The 19,111-nt window shown below is 63.4% G+C and carries 19 protein-coding genes and 2 tRNA genes; 10 read left to right on the top strand and 11 right to left on the bottom strand.

The features are described from left to right. Positions 1-86: 86 nt before the first annotated feature. Positions 87-701, top strand: coding sequence for an RdgB/HAM1 family non-canonical purine NTP pyrophosphatase (gene rdgB, locus G4O04_00860; GenBank protein HEY57100.1), 615 nt, complete (start codon positions 87-89; stop codon positions 699-701). 6 nt (positions 702-707) lie between these two features. Here the strand turns inward: rdgB and G4O04_00855 are convergent, their stop codons facing one another. From G4O04_00855 to G4O04_00840, 4 genes are all read right to left on the bottom strand, one after another. After that, the gene (locus G4O04_00855; protein ID HEY57099.1) at positions 708-1,481 is read right to left on the bottom strand and encodes an alpha/beta hydrolase; all 774 of its coding nucleotides are present in this window, start codon (positions 1,479-1,481) and stop codon (positions 708-710) included. A gap of 78 nt (positions 1,482-1,559) precedes the next feature. Beyond that, positions 1,560-2,927, bottom strand: a complete 1,368-nt coding sequence (locus G4O04_00850) for a sensor histidine kinase (protein HEY57098.1) — start codon at positions 2,925-2,927, stop codon at positions 1,560-1,562. 74 nt (positions 2,928-3,001) lie between these two features. Further along, positions 3,002-3,739 (bottom strand): class I SAM-dependent methyltransferase, encoded by a 738-nt coding sequence (locus tag G4O04_00845; GenBank protein ID HEY57097.1) that lies wholly within the window; start codon positions 3,737-3,739, stop codon positions 3,002-3,004. A gap of 2 nt (positions 3,740-3,741) precedes the next feature. Then, positions 3,742-4,512, bottom strand: coding sequence for an enoyl-CoA hydratase/isomerase family protein (locus tag G4O04_00840; protein HEY57096.1), 771 nt, complete (start codon positions 4,510-4,512; stop codon positions 3,742-3,744). 123 nt (positions 4,513-4,635) lie between these two features. On the opposite strand from G4O04_00840, the gene G4O04_00835 reads away from it, so the two are divergent. The 3 genes from G4O04_00835 (at position 4,636) to G4O04_00825 (ending at position 5,505) form a co-directional block, all read left to right on the top strand. Then, positions 4,636-4,708, top strand: a tRNA-Pro gene (locus G4O04_00835). A 47-nt stretch (positions 4,709-4,755) separates the two neighbouring features. Beyond that, complete coding sequence (locus G4O04_00830; GenBank protein HEY57095.1) at positions 4,756-5,115, top strand: hypothetical protein; 360 nt, start codon at positions 4,756-4,758, stop codon at positions 5,113-5,115. A gap of 162 nt (positions 5,116-5,277) precedes the next feature. Beyond that, positions 5,278-5,505 carry a hypothetical protein gene (locus G4O04_00825; GenBank protein HEY57094.1) on the top strand — a complete coding sequence of 76 codons (228 nt, stop codon included), beginning with the start codon at positions 5,278-5,280 and terminating at the stop codon, positions 5,503-5,505. 115 nt (positions 5,506-5,620) lie between these two features. On the opposite strand, the gene G4O04_00820 is transcribed toward G4O04_00825, so the two are convergent. Further along, positions 5,621-5,711: transfer RNA gene (locus G4O04_00820), tRNA-Ser, on the bottom strand. A 66-nt stretch (positions 5,712-5,777) separates the two neighbouring features. Then, entirely contained in the window at positions 5,778-6,923 is a 1,146-nt protein-coding gene (moeB, locus tag G4O04_00815) for a molybdopterin-synthase adenylyltransferase MoeB (protein ID HEY57093.1), read from the bottom strand. A 108-nt stretch (positions 6,924-7,031) separates the two neighbouring features. Between moeB and G4O04_00810 the strand changes: the two genes are divergently transcribed. The 5 genes from G4O04_00810 (at position 7,032) to G4O04_00790 (ending at position 12,507) form a co-directional block, all read left to right on the top strand. Continuing rightward, entirely contained in the window at positions 7,032-8,729 is a 1,698-nt protein-coding gene (locus tag G4O04_00810; protein ID HEY57092.1) for a cyclic nucleotide-binding domain-containing protein, read from the top strand. Further along, positions 8,726-10,399, top strand: a complete 1,674-nt coding sequence (locus G4O04_00805; GenBank protein ID HEY57091.1) for a methylmalonyl-CoA mutase family protein — start codon at positions 8,726-8,728, stop codon at positions 10,397-10,399. The genes G4O04_00810 and G4O04_00805 overlap by 4 nt, the downstream gene beginning before the upstream one ends. Before the next feature lie 15 nt (positions 10,400-10,414). Further along, a complete protein-coding gene (gene mce / locus G4O04_00800; protein ID HEY57090.1) occupies positions 10,415-10,825 on the top strand; it encodes a methylmalonyl-CoA epimerase in 411 nt (136 codons plus the stop codon). Positions 10,826-10,996: 171 nt separating this feature from the next. After that, complete coding sequence (locus tag G4O04_00795; protein ID HEY57089.1) at positions 10,997-11,926, top strand: hypothetical protein; 930 nt, start codon at positions 10,997-10,999, stop codon at positions 11,924-11,926. A 2-nt stretch (positions 11,927-11,928) separates the two neighbouring features. Continuing rightward, the gene (locus G4O04_00790) at positions 11,929-12,507 is read left to right on the top strand and encodes a DUF3109 family protein (protein ID HEY57088.1); all 579 of its coding nucleotides are present in this window, start codon (positions 11,929-11,931) and stop codon (positions 12,505-12,507) included. Between the two features lie 30 nt (positions 12,508-12,537). On the opposite strand, the gene pheA is transcribed toward G4O04_00790, so the two are convergent. The 4 genes from pheA to G4O04_00770 are packed head-to-tail and all read right to left on the bottom strand — an operon-like array spanning position 12,538 to position 16,730. Further along, positions 12,538-13,404, bottom strand: coding sequence for a prephenate dehydratase (gene pheA, locus G4O04_00785; protein ID HEY57087.1), 867 nt, complete (start codon positions 13,402-13,404; stop codon positions 12,538-12,540). Next, positions 13,397-14,647, bottom strand: coding sequence for an FtsX-like permease family protein (locus tag G4O04_00780; protein ID HEY57086.1), 1,251 nt, complete (start codon positions 14,645-14,647; stop codon positions 13,397-13,399). Before G4O04_00780 ends, pheA begins: the two co-directional genes overlap by 8 nt. After that, positions 14,644-15,366, bottom strand: coding sequence for an ABC transporter ATP-binding protein (locus G4O04_00775; GenBank protein HEY57085.1), 723 nt, complete (start codon positions 15,364-15,366; stop codon positions 14,644-14,646). Before G4O04_00775 ends, G4O04_00780 begins: the two co-directional genes overlap by 4 nt. A gap of 2 nt (positions 15,367-15,368) precedes the next feature. Next, complete coding sequence (locus G4O04_00770) at positions 15,369-16,730, bottom strand: efflux RND transporter periplasmic adaptor subunit (protein ID HEY57084.1); 1,362 nt, start codon at positions 16,728-16,730, stop codon at positions 15,369-15,371. Positions 16,731-16,876: 146 nt separating this feature from the next. Between G4O04_00770 and G4O04_00765 the strand changes: the two genes are divergently transcribed. Then, positions 16,877-17,779: a YihY/virulence factor BrkB family protein gene (locus G4O04_00765; protein ID HEY57083.1), complete on the top strand. Its 903-nt coding sequence runs from the start codon at positions 16,877-16,879 to the stop codon at positions 17,777-17,779. A 63-nt stretch (positions 17,780-17,842) separates the two neighbouring features. On the opposite strand, the gene G4O04_00760 is transcribed toward G4O04_00765, so the two are convergent. Continuing rightward, a complete protein-coding gene (locus G4O04_00760; GenBank protein ID HEY57082.1) occupies positions 17,843-19,099 on the bottom strand; it encodes an adenosylhomocysteinase in 1,257 nt (418 codons plus the stop codon). Positions 19,100-19,111 lie beyond the last annotated feature (12 nt).

Genomic DNA, 19,111 nt, shown 5'->3' with positions numbered 1-19,111 from the left:
GATGACCTGCTTAAAGCAAATAAATTATAACACACCGCCGAGGGCCATGTCAACAAATCTTTGACATAATCTAAAAGGAGTTTTCAATGCCCCTCTCCCTGCTCATCGCCACGACCAACCGCGGCAAGCAAGCCGAGTTCCGCCAACTTTTGCGTGGATTGCATGTCCGCCTGTTGTTTCCACAAGACCTGGGGCTCTCCTTGCAAGTGGAGGAAAGCGGGCAGACCTACGCCGAAAACGCTGCCCTCAAAGCCCGGGCCTGGGCCCAGGCCAGTGGGCTGCTCACCCTGGCCGACGACTCGGGCCTGGAAGTGGAGGCCCTGGATGGCGCTCCGGGCATCTACTCAGCCCGGTATGCGCCCCAACCCCAGGCCACCGACGCCGACCGCCGACGCCACCTGCTGCGTAACCTGGCCAGGCATCCCCGCCCCTGGAAGGCACGGTTTCGCTGTGTGCTCGCCATTGCGGAGCCCCAAGGCCCCGTCCATTTTGCCGAAGGCGTCTGCCCAGGCGAGATCATCCCCGAAGAACGGGGAGAGCACGGCTTCGGCTATGACCCCATTTTTCTGCTGCCCGAACAAGGCAAGACCATGGCCGAATTGACCCCGGCAGAAAAAAACCGCCTCAGCCATCGCGGGCGGGCGGTTCAGGCGGCATGGCCGCTGCTCATGGCCTTGCTGGCCCCCAGGCAGGGCACCTGATCGGGTTCACGCCACATCGGGGAGATCGTCCAAGAACCCCCGCAGGGCCTGGGCGACCGCCTCGGGCTGCTCCAACATCACCATGTGTCCAGCCTCGGGGATCACCACCAGGCGCGACTGGGGGATCTGCTGCGCCAGATACTCCGCATAGCGCGGCGGGGTCATCTTGTCTTCTGCGCCACAGAGCACCAGGGTGGGACATGCAATGGCGCTGACCTGCTCCCGCACATCGAACCGATCGCAAGCCAGAAAATCCCCGTGAAGCACCGAGGGGCGCGTCTCCGCCATCCGCTGGGCGGCCAACTGGCGCAACCGTGCGTCGGTCTGAGGGGCAAAGGACCATTTGACGATGGTCTCCACGGTGGTGCGGAACGCTTCCGCTTGTGCCGTGCCCTCCAGAATGAGCGGGTTGACCCGCAACCGGGCGCCTGTGCCCACCAGCCCCAGCGCCAGCACACGGTCGGGGTAATGCAACGCCAGATGTTGCACAATGGCTCCCCCCATGGAATGCCCCACCCAGACCGCCTTGCTCAGGGCAAGGCCATCGGCCCAGGCGATGAGCCGACGGGCATAAGCGGCGATGCTCTGCTCGCCCACCCCTTCGGAGCGCCCGTGGCCGGGCAGGTCCACAGCACACACCCGATAGCCCAGTAAACGCCGCACCTGCGGCGGCCAGTGCAAGGCCGTCCCTCCAGCGCCATGCACCAAAACCACCGTGGGACGGCGATGGGACGCATCGCCTTCATTGCAATGAAACGCCACGCCTGCAATCTGGGGCATCGCTCTCTCTCGCTCCTTTTCGTTGGATGGTTCGGCCCGGATAGAGGCTCGAGGGTCGGTCAGGGATCATCGCATGCTTCAGGCCGGGCGCTTGCCCCGACGCAGCAAGTTGGCCGCCTCGTCGTTCAGCGGGATCCACAAGTGCACCCGGGTTCCCGCGCCCGGTTTGGAGTCCAGTTCCACCACCCCGCGCACCATTTCGGCACGCTCCTGCATGTTCACCATACCCAGGCTGCCCCGGGTCTCGTAATTGCCCAGCACTTCCTCCACATTGAAGCCTTTGCCGTCGTCAATGACCTCCAAAAGCGCAAAATTGTCTTGGACACGCCGCAAACGCACCCAGATGTGCTCGGCTTCGGCGTGTTTGCGGGCGTTGTTGACCGCCTCTTCAGCGATGTGGAAAATCACCATCTGCTCGTCGGCATCCAGTTCCCACACCACATCCGATGCCACCTGGACGATGACATTCTGGCCGTAGGTTTCGCGCATCTTATCGGCCAGAGCCTGGAGGGCCGCTTCCAACCCTTCTGTTTCCAGCACCAATGGGCGCAAGGTGAACAACATGTGGCGGATTTCCTGGTTGGTGCGCCGGGCCATATCCTCGATACGGGACAGTTCCTCCAATGCCGCCTGGGGGTCCTTCTCCATCAGACGTCGCACGATGTTCAGCCGCATGGCGATCGCCGCCACCGTTTGGGTGGGGCCGTCATGCAGGTCACGGGCCAACTTTTTCCGCGTGTCCTCTTCGATGTGTGCCAGGCGCTGTTTTTCCTGCTCCAACTCGTGATAGAGCCGCGCGTTTTCCAGAGCAATCATCACCTCTCCACCGATGAGCGAGAGGATTTCGCGGCGCTCGGAAGCGAAGAATTGCGGGTTCGGATGGGCGTAGAGCAATAAACCGAACGCCTCATGCCCCTGAACCAGGGGATAGAGGAAAAAGGACTCACAAGCATGCAGGGCCACCATTCGGCGCAATTCGGGGTCCTGATAAGGACGTTTCCCTTCCAACGGGGCACGTTGCTCCACAGCCCGGGCCAGCGCGCCCTCACGGGCAGGGAAGGTCACCCGCATATCCCGGGGCGGCAACCGGCGCCCTGAGCGCACATGCAGCAGCCCGTCGTCTTCAAAGAGCAACGCTGCCGTGACCAACGGTTCCAACTTGCGTTCGGATGCCGACACCGCCTTCAGGGCGATGTCCTGGCTCAGGTCCAACACCCGCTGATAATTGAGGGTGGACATCATGAGATTCAACAATTCGTAAAGCGCCTTCAAGCGCCCCATTTCCGAACGGGAACGCGAGCGGGCGGCCGAGATGGTCTTCGGGGCCCGACGCTGCCACCCACGGCACCGTCTAATCGCCAAGCCCACAAACAGGCCCAGCAAAAAGAGCAGCAAACCGCCACCTACCCAAAGGGCCATGGTGTACCAATCGTTGGTGAAACTCATTCTGGATCCTCGTTGTGCTTCTCAGACGGGCAGAACCTCGCGCCTTCCCGGCTCGCTCTCAATTGTACCGCGCCTTATGCGGCCAGGCGCAACACCCAAATCACATACAGGGAGTCTTCATCCCAGGGCTGCGCCTCAAACGAGCCGTAACAGGCCTCCACTTCCAGATCCGCCGCGGCAAACTCGGCCTGCTGTTGCGACAGGGGCACCAGATAATGGGGCAACCGTACCGTGCGGCGCTCGACCATCCCATCCGGCCAAAGGTGATCGAAATGCCAAAGCACCTCCCAGCGATCGTCTGCCCGACGCCAGGCACTGGAAACCTGTACGGGGAGCCCCGTCTCCGGATGCTCGAGCAGGGCCTCGGGTTCGCTTTCACCTTCTCGTGGCAGGCGGGCCACCCAATGCGGGTTGGGCAGGCTGAAAGCCAGCCGACCCTGTGAGCGCAACAGGCGGGCTGCCTGCCGGAGCACCTGCCGTCGGGCTGCAGGTTCCAGTGTGGCCAGGGTGTTGCACGGCGCGATCATCAACGCAAAGGATGGCGCCAACGGCATCTCTCGCAGGTCGGCGCAAATCAGACGCAGACGAGGGCGCTGGTCCGGCAAGGCTTTGCGGCGCAAATAGCCCAGCATCCGGACATCGTAGTCCACACCCCAGATGTCCAGGCCTTCCTGGAGCAAGGGCAACAACACACGCCCCGTACCGCATCCCATCTCCAGGACAGGCCCCTTTGCCTCATAAGCCAGGCGACGCCAAAAAGGCAGGTCCTCGTCGTAATCCCGGTGGATCGCGTCGTACAACGCCGGGTCCATGGTCACTTCTTCCCTCGCCGCTGCTGCAGAAAGGCCCGTACCGCCTGGAGGTGGGCGTCTTCGGCCCAAAGAGGGGGGAACAAACGCTGCTCCTCGGCCGCGGCCAGGGCCGGGGGCAGGGTCGTCCCGGCGCGCAGCAGCGCCTTGATCGCCCGCACGGTTTGAGGGGGATGCGCGGCGATCTCCCGGGCCAGCGCCAGGGCTTCCTCCAGCGCCTTTCCGGCCGGGGCAAGGCGATTGGCCAAGCCCACCGCCAGGGCTTCCTCCGCCGTGAGGATGCGCCCGGTGAGCAGCCATTCCATGGCCCGCGCATACCCTACCAAACGCAGCAGACGCTGCCCACCCCCCCAGCCGGGGATGAGCGCCTGACGGATCTGCACAAAACCCAAATCGGCGTTGGCCGCCATCACCCGCATATCGCAGGCCAGGGCGACTTCACTCCCACCGCCTCGAGCCGGCCCGTTCAACGCGGCAATGGTGGGCACGGGGAGCGCCTCCAGCCGGGCCAGGGACCCGGTCATCAACGCGCTCAAATGGCGGCCATCCTCTTCATTGGGATAAGCGGCCAACACCTTCAGGTCCCCCCCGGCGATGAACACCTGGCCCTGACCGGTGACCACCAACACGCGCAGAGCCGGCTCTCGATGAGCCTGCTCCACGGCAGCGCCAAAGGCCTCCATCGCCTGCCAGTCCAGCGCATTGCGCACCTCGGGCCGCCGCACCTCCAACAGGCCGATATGAGGGTAGGGGAAACGCAACTCCACAGCAGCCATGCTCGCCTCGCTTGAGGTTTCCTTCATTGTACCCGCTTTTGCGCAAAGCCATAGCCAGACGATGGGGGGGCACCGTCACCCGGCTTGACGCTGTCTGGGCAAAGGAGTATACTTTGGGCGACTCGGGGCGTAGCGCAGATGGGAGCGCACCGCGTTTGGGACGCGGGGGTCGGCGGTTCAAGTCCGCCCGCCCCGACACCGAGGCCGTCAAAAGCGCTTCAACCTTTTCTCAGCGAGGGCTGCATGAGCACTACTTCTCGTCCGGCTTATTTCCCCAAAACGCGGGTGGACAAAGCCCTGCGTCGTGTTCAAGGTGTGGTCGAGGCCGCTCATTACGACGAGCAAGGCCAACTGCGTTGGGTACGGGTGCACCTGCGGCGCTTCGACGCCTTTGCCGACCATCGAATCCTTACCCGCGACGAGTTGGTCGCCCGCCTCAAAGCCGGGCAGACCTTCGTGTTGGGAAAACGCCACCCCTTCCTGGGGAACACCTTTGAACTGGGGCCCACCCTCCGCCTGGCCGAAAAGCACGGCCAGCCCTTCCTCGTGGTAGAAGGCCACACCACAGAGGAACGGGAACTGGCCGGGGTTCCGTTGCTTTGATGGTTTGACACCCCGGTAGACTTCTTGTATACTTGAGGCATCCCCTCACCCTTGAGGTGCGCTCATGGCTGTACAGCCCCCACAACTTGGCTAAAGACACAGGCACGCGGCCTTCGCGTGCCTGTTTGTTTAGCGGATTTCCTCCCCCGAAAGGAGTCTCTTATGGACTATGGGTTGATTGGCAAGATTGAAAAGGCCAAACGTTACGCCGAAGAGCGGGAACGTTTCCACTTCCATTCGTTCGAAGTCTCCATTCAAGGCGACAACAACGCCCATGTCGTGCGCTACAACCAGGGCGAGTGGAACTGCGATTGCGAGTTCTTCCGCATGCATGGGCGCTGCAGTCACACCATGGCGCTGGAACGCATTTTGGAGGATATGCTCTCGTAAGTCCACGGCCATTCATACCCCCTGCGTTGCTTCCCCATCCGGACACGAGGGAAAGGGGAACCACGCCGCGCCAAAACACCAACGCCCGCTGCCAACTGGCAACGGGCATTCTTTCTGGCGGAGAGGGTGGGATTCGAACCCACGGTGGGCACAGGGCCCACAGCGGTTTTCGAGACCGCCCCGTTCGTCCACTCCGGCACCTCTCCACGCGCCCCAAATTATAGCACGCCCCCCACAATTTGGGTAGGGAACGCAAAAGAGAAGGGGAACCCTCAGTACACCAGCAAATCCGGATCCACCTCCTCCGCCCAGGCCTGCAGGCCACCGGCCAGGTGGCTCACTTTGTGAAATCCGCTTTCCCGCAGCAACTCCGCCGCAATGGCTGAGCGCGCCCCGCAACGGCAAATGATCACGATCTCCTTATCCGGGTCCAGTTCGTTCAAACGGTCCAGCAACTCGCCCAGCGGGATGTTCACAGCACCCGGCAGGCGGGCCAGATCCAACTCGTTGGGCTCCCGGACATCCAACAGGAGCAGGGGCTCCCCGCTTTGCAGCCGTACCGCCAGTTCCCGGGGGCGCACCTCGGGCACTTCAAAGCCGCCCACGCCGCAAAAGGCCTCGTAATCGATCAGTTCGGTGATCTCCGGGTGCTCACCGCAGATTTTGCATTTGGGGTTCTTGCGTAACTTCACCGTCTCGAAGGTAGCGCTCAACCCATCGTAAAGCATCAACCGGCCGATCAACGGCTCGCCCACACCTAACAGCAACTTCAGCGTCTCGGTGGCCTGCAGCGTGCCGATCACCCCAGGGAGCACCCCCAGCACCCCCACCTGGCCGCAAGTGGGCCGCAGATGGGGCGGTGGCGGCTCGGGGAACAGGCAGCGATAGCACGGCCCTTCCCGCGCATCGAACACGCTCACCTGCCCCTCAAAACGATAGATGGCCCCGTACACACTGGGCTTCCCCAACAACACGGCCACATCGTTTACCAGATACCGCGTGGGGAAGTTGTCGGAACAATCGACCAACACCTCGTAGTTTTTGGCAATGTCCATGGCGTTGGCCGAGGTGAAAGGCTCCTGGTACACCTCAATGGTGATGTGAGGGTTCAGGTCCTGCAACCGCTCCCTGGCGGCGAGCACCTTGGGACGCCCGGCCTGCGAAGTGCCATAAAGCACCTGCCGCTGCAAATTCGTCACATCCACCACATCGTCATCCACCAGCCCGATGCGGCCCACGCCCGCCGCCGCCAGGTAGAGCGCCACGGGTGACCCCAGGCCGCCCACCCCCACGATGAGCACCGAAGCGCCTTTGAGGCGCCGTTGTCCTTTCATCCCCACTTTATTGAGCAACAAATGGCGCGAATAGCGCCGGATTTCTTCCTGCGAAAGGGGCGGAAGGGCTTTTTCTTGGCTCATCTTGACCTCCTGGGAGCACAATTGTACCCTAAAACCAAAGTGGCACGCTTCTTGCCCGCCGTTCCATGCTAAAATCAACAGCGTCGCAAAAGGCAAGGAGAGAGCCCTATGGTCGCGCCCACAGTGGCCAACCTGGACTGGATTCGCCACATCCACCTGTTCCTCGGCCTCACCGACGAGGACCTGGCCTGGATCCTGGCGCGCATGCAGGAGTATGTGTACCAGGACGGCGAACGCATCTTGCGCGAGGGCGATCCGCCCAACGGAATGTACTTCATCCGCGAGGGAACCGTCGAGGTGCTCCGCGGGCATCGGCGGCTGGCCGTTTTGGAGCGGCGCGACTACTTTGGCGAAGAAGGCCTGGTCCTCCGCTGGGTGCGCGGGCGCACGGCCACGGCGCGCGCGGTGGGCACCGCTCGCGTGTTCTTCCTGTCGCTCAGTGACTTCCAGGACCTGACGCGCCGGTTCCCGCAGGTGAAAACATTTCTCCAGGTGATCGCCCGCAGCCGCCGACGGGCACGGCGCCGGCAGCCGGACTGGCTGGTGCCCAACGAGTGGATTTACCTTTACATCAGCAAACATCCCGCGCGGCTGATGGTGGACCTATGGCCCAGCCTGCTCGCCTTTCTGGCCTCGGCCCTGATGTTCGGACTGCAACGGCTCACCCAGACGCGCCTGCTCTGGCTGCCGGTGGGCCTCTTCGGGCTGGCGGGGGTCTTGCTGCTCATCTGGCACATCGTGGATTGGGCCAACGACGATTACATCGTAACCAACCAGCGCGTGGTGTGGATCGAGCGCGTGGTCCTGACCTACGAAAGCCGCACCGAAGCCCCCTTCCGCACCATCCTCTCGCTCAATGTGGTGCGCTCGCTGGAAGGCCGCATGCTGGGCTACGGTGATGTCATCATCCGCACCTGGTTCGGCGCCTTTGCCCTGCGCAATGTGGGCTACGCCAGCCAAATCGAAGCCATCATCAAAGAATACTGGCAACGCAGCCGCGAACAGACGCGCAAGGCCGAGCGCCAGGCCATGCTCGAACTGCTCAAAGAGCGCCTGGGCTACACCCGTCCCAAACCGGCTTCCGCCCCATCGGTCAAGGCCTCCCCCACCTCACACTCTCGTCCGCGCCTCTCCCTTTTTCTCATCCTGCGGCGCATCTTCGCCGAGCGTCTCGAGGACGGGGTGGTGATCACCTACCGCAAGCACTGGATCACCCTGCTCCGGCGGGTATGGTGGCAAACCCTGGCCGGATTCAGCCTGATGCTCTACGGCACCGTCAACATCATTCGGCACCTGACCGCCCAATCCTCTCCCTATGCCCTTCCCCTGGGGGTGGTGGCCCTCACCGCCTTCTTCTTCCTGCTCGCCTGGGCCATATACGGCCTCTTGGACTGGGCCAATGACATCTATCGCCTGACCGCCGACCAGGTCATCGACATCGAACGCAAACCCCTGGGTAGCGAGCAGAAACAATCCGCCCCGCTGGAAAGCATCCAGAGCCTGGATCACACCCGGAAGGGCCTACTGGGGTTGCTGCTCAACTACGGCGATGTTCACATCCGCGCGGGCACGGCCACTCTGGTCTTCCGCGGCGTCCACAAGCCCGACCGGGTATTGCAAGACATCTACCAGCGCATGGAAGAACGCCGCCGCGTCAAAGCCGCCGCCGAAGCCCAGCGCGAACGCGAGCGCATGGCCGAGTGGCTGATCACTTACCACCACCTCATCCACAGCGACGAATCGTCCGAGGCTGGCGAGAGCGAGCCTCCCCTGGAACCGCCAACCCCTTCATCCCATCAGCCATGAGGGAGCACACGATGAGCGACGACCTGAAAGCCCAACAGGAACAATGGGAACGCGAGGTGCTGGAGCCGGTGCTCCGCCGTTTCCCTGAACGAAAAGAGGCGTTCACCACCTCTTCGGGGATCCCCATCCCTCGGTTTCTGCTGCCCTCCGACCCGGATCCGGATTACCTGGAAAAACTGGGCTTCCCCGGGAGTTATCCCTACACCCGCGGGGTGCAGCCCACCATGTACCGGGGGCGCTTCTGGACCATGCGCCAGTACGCCGGTTACGCCACGGCCGAAGAGTCCAACCAGCGATACCATTACCTGCTTCAGCAGGGGCAGACGGGGCTTTCGGTGGCCTTCGACCTGCCCACCCAGATCGGCTACGACGCCGACCACCCCATGGCCGAGGGCGAGGTGGGCCGCGTGGGCGTGTCCATCTCCTCGCTGGAGGACATGGAAACCCTCTTCCGCGGTATCCCGCTGGACAAGGTCTCCACCAGTATGACCATCAACGCCACGGCTGGCATCCTGCTGGCCATGTACATCGCCGTGGCCAAAAAGCAGGGCGTGGAGATGCGCCAGTTACGCGGCACCATCCAGAACGACATCCTGAAAGAGTACATCGCCCGCGGAACCTACATCTTCCCACCGCGCCCCTCTATGCGCCTGATCACCGACATTTTCCAGTTCTGCGCCCGCGAAGTGCCCAAGTGGAACACCATCAGCATCAGCGGCTATCACATCCGCGAGGCCGGTTCCACCGCCGTGCAAGAGGTGGCCTTCACGTTGGCCAACGGCATCGCCTATGTGCAGGCGGCCATCGACGCCGGGCTGGATGTCGATACCTTTGCTCCGCAACTCTCCTTCTTCTTCAACGCCCACAACAACTTCTTCGAAGAAATTGCCAAGTTCCGCGCCGCACGGCGGATGTGGGCGCACATCATGCGCCATCGCTTTGGGGCCCAAAACCCCAAATCCTGGCGGCTGCGCTTCCACACGCAAACGGCAGGCTCGACGCTCACTGCTCAGCAGCCGGAGAACAACATCGTCCGCGTGGCGCTGCAGGCCCTGGCAGCTGTGCTGGGCGGCACCCAATCGCTGCACACCAACAGCATGGACGAGGCACTGTGGCTGCCCACGGAGAAATCGGTGCGCATCGCCCTGCGCACCCAGCAAATCATCGCCTACGAGTCTGGCGTGGCCGACACGGTGGACCCCCTGGCCGGTTCGTACTATGTGGAGTACCTCACCGACGAGATTCAGCGTCGCGCCGAGGCGTACATCGCCAAAATCGACGAGATGGGCGGGGCGTTGGCTGCCATCGAAAAGGGCTACATTCAGCAGGAAATCCAGGAAAGCGCTTACCAGTACCAGCAAGCCGTAGAACGAGGCGCGCAAATCGTGGTGGGCGTCAACGCCTTTCAAACCGAAGAGGAGCAGCGCGACCTGGAAGCGCTCAAAGTGGACCCGGCGGTCGAAGCCGCGCAGCGCCGCCGGCTGGTCGATTTGCGGGCCCGCCGCGACAACGCCAAGGTAGCCGAAATCCTGACCCGCATCGAGCAGGCCGCCCACGGTGACGAAAACCTCATCCCCCTCTTCATCGAGGCCGTGGAGCGCTACGCCACCCTGGGCGAAATCAGCGATGCCCTGCGCCGCATGTGGGGCGAGTATCAGCCGACTTTCTGAAGCAGAGGAGGTGCCATGTCCCCTGTCCGCCGCCTGGATCACCTCGCCATTGTGGTGACCGACATCGAAGAAGCCCTCGCCTTCTGGAGGGACGCCTTGGGGCTGGAGGTGAGCGAAGTGGCTGAAGTGCCCCGCGAGCGCTCGGCCATCGCCTTCCTCCCCCTGGAAAACGGCGAAATCGAACTGGTGCAGCCCACCGATGAAGCAAGCGGCGTTGCGCGCTACCTGTCCAAACGCGGGCCAGGGATGCACCATATCTGCCTGGAAGTGGACGACCTGGACGCCATGTTGCAGCGCCTCAAGGAGCGAGGCGTGCAACTTATCAACCCGGAACCGGTGGCGAAAGAAAACGGGGTGCGCTACGCCTTCATCCACCCCAAAAGCGCCTTTGGCGTGCTGGTGGAACTCTACGAGAAGCCGCGGTAATCGATCACGGGTGACACGGATGTTCACGGAAAGGCACGAATCAGGATAGAGGATTTGGGGCCCGCCGCGGCAAGGAGAAATCGCCCACGGATGGGCACGGATAAGACAGATGAACGCGGGTGTTTGTTTCATCTCTCCTCCAAGCCAACCCCCTTTTGGGAGAACGGCCCGATGACCTCCGACACTTTGCATTCCTCACATGACACATCGCAGGCCGAGCCCCGCACATCGCACACCGCATATCGCACCTCACCCTCCTTCCCCCGCCACGGCTGGCTTGGTCTGGCCCTGATCGCCGTGGCGTGGCCGTTGAACTGGCTCTGGCCCGGCCTGCGGACCCACATCCTTTTCTTCCCCCTCTGGCTGGGCTACGCCCTGACCGTGGACGCCCTGGCCTACCGCCGCCGAGGCGCCTCGCTGTTCAGCCGGGACCCGCGACGCTATGCGCTCCTTTTCGTCATCTCGGCCCCGGCCTGGTGGTTGTTCGAGGCCCTCAACCTGCGCACCCAGAATTGGCACTATGTGGGCCGCGAGTTCTTCACCGACCTGCAATACGGTGTGCTGGCCACCCTGAGTTTCAGCACGGTCATGCCCGCCGTGTTCGGCGCCACCTCGTGGCTGGCCTCTTTCCCCTGGGTGGAGCGCTTCGCTCATGGCCCCCGTATCCGACCCACGCCGCGTACCCTGTGGGGCTTCTTCTTCGCCGGGTGGGCCATGCTGGCGTTCATGTTGGCCTTCCCCCGCTACGGATTCCCCTTCCTCTGGCTGTCGGTGTACTTCATCCTGGAGCCCGTCAACGCCTGGTTGGGGAACCGCACCCTGCTGGAATTCACCCAAAAGGGCGACTGGCGGCCCATTGCCGCCCTCTGGGCCGGGGTGTGGTTCACCGCCTTCTTCTGGGAGTTCTGGAACTTCTACGCCTACCCCAAATGGGTGTACACCGTGCCCTTCGTGGACTTTCTGCACATCTTCGAAATGCCCATCCTGGGCTACTTCGGCTACTGGCCCTTTGCCCTGGAACTGTACGCCCTCTACCATTTCGTGGTGGGCCTGTTCGGCAACCGCCGCACCGATTACCTCACCCAGGCCCTTCTGCCCTGACCATGCTGCGTCTGGCTCCCCGTCTCTACGAACAAGAAGCCATCGCCTGCTGCGATTTCCCCGCCTGTCGGGGCGCTTGCTGCGTGCACGGCGTCTGGGTGGATCTGGGGGAAAGGGAAACCATCCTGCGCCACGCCGACCTCATCCGCCCTCATCTCCCGCCCGAGGCGCAGGCCCCCCACACCTGGTTCACCGCGGAAGAAGAAGACGACCCTTATGTCCCCAGCGGGTGGGTGCGACACACGCGAGTGCTCCCCCGACCTGAACACCCACTGGGCACCGCCTGCGTGTTCTGGATCCCACCGGAGGGGTACTGTGCCCTGCAGGTGGCGGCGCAAACCCAGGGCTGGCATCCCTGGGTCCTCAAACCGTTCTATTGCGTGTTGCACCCCCTGGACCTGGACGACCAGGGCCGCATCACTCTGGACGAAGTGGAGGAACTGCTGAACACCCCCGGGGGTTGCATCCGCCCGGGGGAACAGCCACGCCCCCTGGTGGACCTTTTCGCCGCGGAACTGGACTGGATTCTGCAAGGCCGGCACGACCCTCCGGGCCCGGCGCCCCACCTCAAGTCTGGTTAGACGAACTCCCATTCGATGGGTGAAGCATACTCAAGGCGAAAAGGCCCCCTCCAGGTCGGGCATGTCGGCGGCAGGATACGAGCCCAACAGTTTGACAAAAGCCGCCTGCGCCAACAGCCCCACCAAAGCGTCGCGGCAGGCGGGCTCCCGCCAGTGCCCTTCAAAGTCCAGGTAAAACACATAGTGCCAGGGGCGGTTGCGTCGCGGGCGGCTTTCCAGTTTGGTCAGGTTGATGCCCCGCCGGGCAAATTCTCCTAAGCAGGCGTACAGCGCCCCCGGCCGGTGGGGGACGGCAAAGACCAGGGAGGTCTTGGCGCGAGGCGCGAGGGGCGTGGGCTCCTGACCGATAACAAAAAAGCGGGTGATGTTCCAGGAACGGTCCTGAATGTCGCGGGCGAGCACTTCCAGGCCGTACCGCTGGGCGGCCAGGCAACTGGCGATAACGGCCAGGCCGGGTTGAGGGTCGGCGGCCAGGTCCTTGGCGCTACCCGCCGTGTCGTACCAGGGTTCGGCCTCCCAGCCGTGAGCGGCCAGGAAGCCCTCGCACTGGGCCAGCGCCTGGGGATGAGAGCGCACCCGCCGCACCTCCTCCAGGGTCGTGCCTTTGGGGACCAGGAGGCAATGGCGCACGGCCAGGTAAATCTCGCCGGTCACTGTGAGATCATGCGCCAGAAGCAGGTCGTAGGCCTGGTTGATGGACCCGGCCACGGCGTTCTCCACCGGCACCACGCCGTGTTCGGCCCGCCCCTCCTCCACCGCATGGAAAATCGCGGCAAAGGTGCGACAAGGCAGGGTCTCCACCTCACGGCCAAAGTGTTGAAAGATGGCCTCTTCAGAGTAAGCGCCGTGTTCGCCCTGAAAGGCCACCACAGGCCTGGTTTTCGCGAGCTTACTCATAACGCAACGCCTCCACAGGGACCAGGCTGGCCGCGCGGTTGGCCGGATAAAAGCCGAAGAAGATGCCCACCGCGGCGGAGAACAGGGTGGCCAGCAGAATAGCGTCGCTGCTCACCACCGGGATGATATCGGCATTGTGGGCCGCCGCCACCTTGCCGACCGCCAGCGAAAGCCCCCACCCTAACAGGATGCCGAACAGCCCGCCGACCATGCTCAGCACCACGGCTTCGGTGAGGAACTGGATGAGGATATCCCGCTTGCGGGCGCCCAAGGCTTTGCGCAGGCCGATCTCGCGCGTGCGCTCGGTCACGCTGACCAGCATGATGTTCATGATGCCGATGCCGCCCACCAGCAGCGAGATGGCCGCGATGCCACCCAAAAAGATGGTGAGCACATTGGTGATGGTCTTGAAGGTGCTCAGGAACTCGTCCTGGGTGAAGATGGTGAAATCGTCATCCTGACCCGGTCGCAGGCGGTGGCGGGTGCGCAAAATCTGCCGCACCTCTTCGCGGGCCTCAGGCACCGCGTCGGCGCTCACGGCCGAGACCAGGATCAAGTCCACCTTGTCTCGCCCACGGGTGAGCAGGCGCGAGGCGGCGGTGGTCAGCGGCACCAGGATGCGGTCGTCCTGGTTAGGGCCGAACCCGCCCCCGCCTTTGGGTTCCAACACGCCGATGATGCGGAAGGGCTGGCCTTTGATGCGCACTGTCATCCCCACCAGGCCCTCGGTGCGGCCAAAGAGAGCCTCGGCAGCGTCGGGGCCGATGAGGGCCACCTGAGCACGGCCCAGCACATGGGTCTCGTTGAGGAATTCGCCCTCGGTGACATGGTAATTGCGCACCTGGGCATAGGCCGGCGTCACGCCCACCACGGTGGTGGTCCGGCGCACCCCATCGACCATCGTCTCGGCGGTGAGTTGAATGATGGGCGCCACCATGGCCACCGAGGGCGCGGCCAAGGGGTCTTCGATGGCCTGCACATCGGTCAGGTTGAGGGGCTGGATGTTGCGCAGGGATTGATTCTGCATGTTGCCCGGCATGACGAAAAGCAGGTTGGTGCCAATGCCCTCGATGGAGCCAGTGATGGCGTTCTGGGCACCTCGCCCGATGGCCAGCATGGCGATCACCGCCCCCACGCCGATGACGATGCCCAGGATGGTGAGGAAAGAACGCATTTTGTTGGCCAGCAAGCTCTGAATGGCGTCGCGCCAGGCCAGCCAGAGGGTCACGAGCAAGGCCTTCATGGCGCCACCTCCACCCGTTGCTCATGGGGGTAGGTTTCGCGCTCGATGAGGCCGTCGCGGATGTGGATGATGCGCTCCATGTGCTCGGCCACCTCGGGGTCGTGGGTGACCACGATCAGGGTGACGCCTCGCTCCCGGTTGAGGCGCAAGAGCAAGTCCAGCACCTCCGCGCCCGATTTGGTGTCCAGATTGCCGGTAGGCTCGTCGGCCAGGATGATGGCCGGGTCGTTGACCAAAGCGCGGGCGATGGCCACGCGCTGCTGCTGGCCGCCGGAGAGTTCGTTGGGCTTGTGATGCACCCGGTCGCCCAAACCTACGGCTTCCAGGGTCTGGCGGGCTTTTTCCTTAGTGCCGCGCCACATGCCAGCGTAGCGCAGCGGCAACTCCACATTGGCCAGCGCTGTGGCGCGGGGCAGCAGGTTGAAATTTTGAAACACGAACCCCACCTTGCGGTTGCGGATGAAAGCCAGTTGGTCCTCATCCAGAGCCGAGACCCGTTCCCCGTCCAGGTAATATTTCCCTGCCGTGGGCACATCCAGGCAGCCTAGAATGTTCATCAGGGTGGATTTGCCTGACCCCGAAGGCCCCATGATGGCCAGGGCCTCGCCCCGCCGCACCTTGAACGAAACGCCGCGCAGGGCCGGCACCTCGACCGTGCCCATGCGATACACTTTGTGCAAATCTTCGGCCACGATCACCCAATCCTCGTGGGCGCTCATACTCACCTCCCCCCGAAGAGGTTGAAGCCCTGGGTGGGCGGGTTGAGCACCACCAGGTCGCCTTCCTTTAAGTCCCCTTTCAGCACCTCAGAGACGGTGTTCGCCGTGGCGCCCAGCACGACCGGCACGGGGATGGGTTCGCTAGCACCGGGCCGCAACACATAGACCACCGTCTGGCCCTCCACGGTGCGCACGGCGCGGTTGGGTACCAGGAGCACCCCTGTCTTGCGCTCGGTGAAGATGGTCACCGCGGAGGTCATGCCGGGTTTGACCAAGGCGTCGGCGTCGGTGAGCCGCACGGTGACGGTGAAGTTGATGCCTGTGGGGGTGGTGGTGCCCACCCGGGCCACTTTTTCGACCACGCCGTGGTACTCGCGGCCCAGCACAGCGTCCAGCGTCAGGGTGGCCTTCTGCCCGGGGCGGATGGCGTTGATGTCGATTTCCGAGACATCCACATCCACCAGCAAGGCGCTCAAATCGTCCAAGCGAAAGGCCACGCTGCCGGGCGAGACCACATCTCCGGGGCGGGAATGCACCTCGGTCACCGTGCCGGTAAAGGGGGCTTTGATCTTTGCCAGGTCCAGGGTGGCCTGGGCAGCGGCGATCTGCGCCTCGAGCAAGGCTACCTGAGCCTCAGGCGGCCCGTCCTGCCAGCGTTGCACCTCCTGCTCCCAGTGAGCCACTTGAGCCTTGGCCAGTTGGTAATCGGCGGCGGCTTTGGCTTTGTCTTCTTCGCTGGGGTGCAAGTTGTTCTTCGCCACTTGCTCCTGGCGTTTCGCCTGTTCCAGTTGCACGCGAATGACCGACTGCATGGCGGCCATGGCCGGGTCGTGCAATTGCTGCTGCAGCGATTGCACCAGGTTGTGCCATTTGTCGTATTCCTTTTGGGCCTTTTCTTCGTCCCAGTACAGGACGATGCTGTTGTAACGCCACTCGGCCGATTTCAACTGTTGCCTGGCCACGGCCAGATTTTGCAGCGCCTGGGCATATTGCACCTGGGCGTTACGCCGCAAATCGTCCAACTGCTGCTGCGCGTTGAGCAGGGAAGTGCGGGCGCTCAACAGGGTCTGCGGCCAGGTGTCCGGGCGAAGCTCGGCCAAAACCGTGTCTGCGGGCACCCCTTCGCCCTCCCGGACAAAAACCTTCCCCACCACACCGCTCACCTGCCAGACCAACACCGCCGATTGGCGCGAACGCACGGTACCCGTGGCACCCACCGTGGCCTCCAAATCCCCGCGAGAGAGCGCCACGGTCTTCCACTGGGCCGTCTGGGCGGTCGAAGCCTCCGCCCGCGCCCGATAGACCAGATAGCCTCCACCGACCAAAAGCACCAGAAACAAGAGAACGACCCACCAACGCCGCATGTCACCTACCTCCTCCAACTTACCAAACGGTAAGTTTTCGCCATTATAACCTTCCCCCGGGGGGGCGTCAAGGCGGTGAGCCTCGTTTGCCGCCCTGCCCGATTCGGCGGTAAAATGAAGCGCATCCTGTTCCGTCGGAGGGCCTGTTGCGACTACGCACACTTCGTTGCCTGCTCTGGGGTTGGGGGCGCAACGAGTTGGGTCTGCGCGCCGCCGCGTTGACCTACTACGCCATCTTTTCCCTCTTCCCTCTGGCTTTGGTGCTGGTGGCCGCCACGGGCCTGTGGTTGCGTTCCGTCGAGATCCAACAACGGTTGCTAGACTGGCTGCTGGCCCTTCTCCCCAATGAGGCTGAAGAAGCCATCCAGGTTCTGGCCCATCTCACCTGGGAAGCCTCGGCCGCCAGCGCGGTGGCCGTGCTCACCCTGCTCTGGTCGGCCTCGGCCTATGTCCGTCTTTTGCTGGCAACCATCGACCGCATCCATGCCCGGACCACGGCGGCCCCACGGCGCACCTGGTGGCTCCCCCACGCCCTGGGCACGGCCGCGGTGGTGCTCATCCCCCCGGTTTTGGTGTTCGGGCTGACCATAGGCAGCACGCTGTTGCACCTTCTGGCCAGCCTCCCCGTGCCTGTGACGATGGGCTGGCTAACCCCCAGCCTGGTCAACACAGCCCTAATTGTGGGCCTGGTGACGATGGCCCTCTACCTGGCGTTCCAGTACATCCCGGCCGAACGAGGGCCACGACGAGCCGCCCTGGGCGCCGCGTTTTTCACCGCCGTGGGGTGGCTCATCGCCGGGCAGTTGCTGCGCGAATACCTGCACAACGCCTGGACGCGGTACAACATCATCTACGGCCCTTTGGCCTCGGTGATGGTGCTTATGTTCTACCTGTACAGCCTCAATGTGGTGCTGCTCCTGGGGGCCCAACTGCACGCCATCTGGTGCGGCGGCACGGCCTGTCATCCCACGCCGACTCCCCGGTGGCTGCGCCGCCTTTGGGGTTCTGAAAATTCAGCGGGAACAGTCCGGTCCTCCGGGTCCGGCTAAAAGAAAACCCGCAGAGGGCGCTCTCCTGCGGGTTTCGTGTGTCCATCCTCCAGGCATCCTGAATCAGGTGCCGTGCTCCCAGGAATGCAGATAGTCTTCCTGCTCGGGGGTCAGGGTATCAATCTGGACGCCCATGGCCGCCAACTTGAGGCGGGCGATTTCACGGTCGATATCCTCTGGTACGGCGTACACTTTGCGTTCCAGTTCCTTGCCGTGCTTCACTAAGTATTCCACACTGAGGGCCTGGTTGGCGAAGGACATATCCATCACGCTGGCGGGGTGGCCCTCGGCTGCGGCCAGGTTGATGAGCCGCCCTTCGCCCAGCAGGTAGATGCGCCGCCCGTCGGGCAACCGGTATTCGTCCACGAAAGGCCGCACCCGGCGCTTCTCCTCAGCCATCTCCTCCAGCGCCGGGATGTTGATTTCCACATTGAAGTGACCTGAGTTGGCGATGATGGCCCCATCCTTCATCACCTCAAAGTGATGGCCGTCGAGCACATGAATATCGCCCGTGAGGGTGACGAACACATCGCCTTCTTTAGCCGCCTCGAGCATGGGCATCACGCGGAAACCGTCCATAACCGCTTCAAGGGCCTTCATTGGGTCCACTTCGGTCACGATGACATTGGCGCCCAGGCCCTTGGCCCGCATGGCCACACCGCGACCGCACCAGCCGTACCCCGCCACCACCACGGTGCGCCCGGCCAGCAGGATGTTGGTGGCGCGGATGATGCCGTCGATGGTGCTCTGGCCCGTGCCATAGCGGTTGTCGAAGAAGTGCTTGGTCATAGCATCGTTGACGGCGATGACGGGGAAAGCCAGCGCGCCGTCGGCGGCCATCGCCCGCAGACGGATGACACCGGTGGTGGTCTCTTCCGTGCCGCCGATGACATTGGGCAGCAGGTCGCGGCGGTCCTTGTGCAGGGTGCTCACCAAATCGGCCCCGTCATCCATGGTGATCTGGGGCTTGTGATCCAAGGCCGCGTGGATGTGCTTGTAGTAGGTCACATTGTCTTCGCCTTTGATGGCGAACACCGGGATTTCGAAGTGGGTGACCAGGGAAGCCGCGACATCATCCTGGGTGGAGAGGGGGTTGGAAGCGGTCAGCACCACATTGGCGCCGCCGGCGGCCAGGGTGCGCATCAGGTTGGCCGTCTCGGTGGTCACATGCAGGCAGGCGGCGATGCGTACACCTTGGAGGGGTTTCTCGCGCTCGAAACGCTCGCGGATGCTGCGCAGCACGGGCATGTCACGCTCGGCCCACTCGATGCGGCGACGCCCGCCTTCGGCCAGGTTGAGGTCTTTGACATCGTATTCCATGGTTGACTCCTT

Source organism: Anaerolineae bacterium (assembly GCA_011176535.1).
In the GTDB taxonomy this organism is placed as follows: domain Bacteria; phylum Chloroflexota; class Anaerolineae; order Anaerolineales; family DRMV01; genus DUEP01.
This window is presented reverse-complemented; position numbering and strand designations above follow the sequence as displayed.